At 28.4% G+C, this 777-nt stretch carries 1 protein-coding gene; it reads left to right on the top strand.

Going from position 1 to position 777, the window contains the following annotated elements; translation table 11 throughout:
• Window positions 1-442: 442 nt before the first annotated feature.
• Window positions 443-777: helix-turn-helix domain-containing protein (locus J502_RS16140; protein WP_032069883.1), on the top strand; the 335-nt coding region annotated here is incomplete at its 3' end.

The raw sequence follows: 777 nt of genomic DNA, 5'->3' as shown, positions 1-777 counted from the left end.
TACCTACTTTTAATTATTATAAGTTTACATTTAAATAATTTTTTACCTTATTTTAAACATCATATGAAATTATAAATCCAGAATATTTTTTATAAAAAAAGGCCTGTTTTCTGGGGTTGAAAACAGGCCTCTAGAGTAGCTTTATTATTTTGTACAATTGTTAATATAGTGGAAATAATTTTAACCAAAATTAAACTCAAATAGAGTTACATCTTTAAGAATAAGTGTTAATACATGTTATAGTTAGTATAATTTAATTAATATTCGCATATAAAATAAGCAATTAGCCCAATAGTAAAAATTTAAAAAAACTGAATTTGCTTAACTGGTTAATTTTTCAAATAAAGTCTAAGTCTAATTTTAAATTTATCTTACTAATTTAATTAATGGCAGAGTAAAACTTGAAGTGCGACATAAACCACCTAATTAATTTAAAGGGTTTATGGAGTATATAAAATTGTCATACCATCATCTTAACTTTGAAGATCGTACTGCATTAATGCTTGAGTCAAGAAAAGAAGGCTTTTCAGCCAGAAAATTTGCTGAACTCATTAAAAGACATCCTAGTACGATCTATCGTGAGCTTAAAAGAAATAGCATCAATGACGTTTATCAAGCTCGATATGCTTCTGATAACACCTTCGCTAGACGTAGACGTGGTCACAGAAAACTCAAAATCGATTCAATCCTCTGGAAATTTATTGTTGAAGCGATCCGTTGTTTATGGTCTCCTCAGCAAATAGCAAAGCGTTTAAAGACATTTCCTGATTTGGATCA

The sequence above is a fragment of the Acinetobacter sp. 1294596 genome, from assembly GCF_000582925.1.
In the GTDB taxonomy this organism is placed as follows: domain Bacteria; phylum Pseudomonadota; class Gammaproteobacteria; order Pseudomonadales; family Moraxellaceae; genus Acinetobacter; species Acinetobacter radioresistens.
Note: the sequence above shows the minus strand (reverse complement) of the source record. Positions and strands in the feature narration are given on the sequence as shown.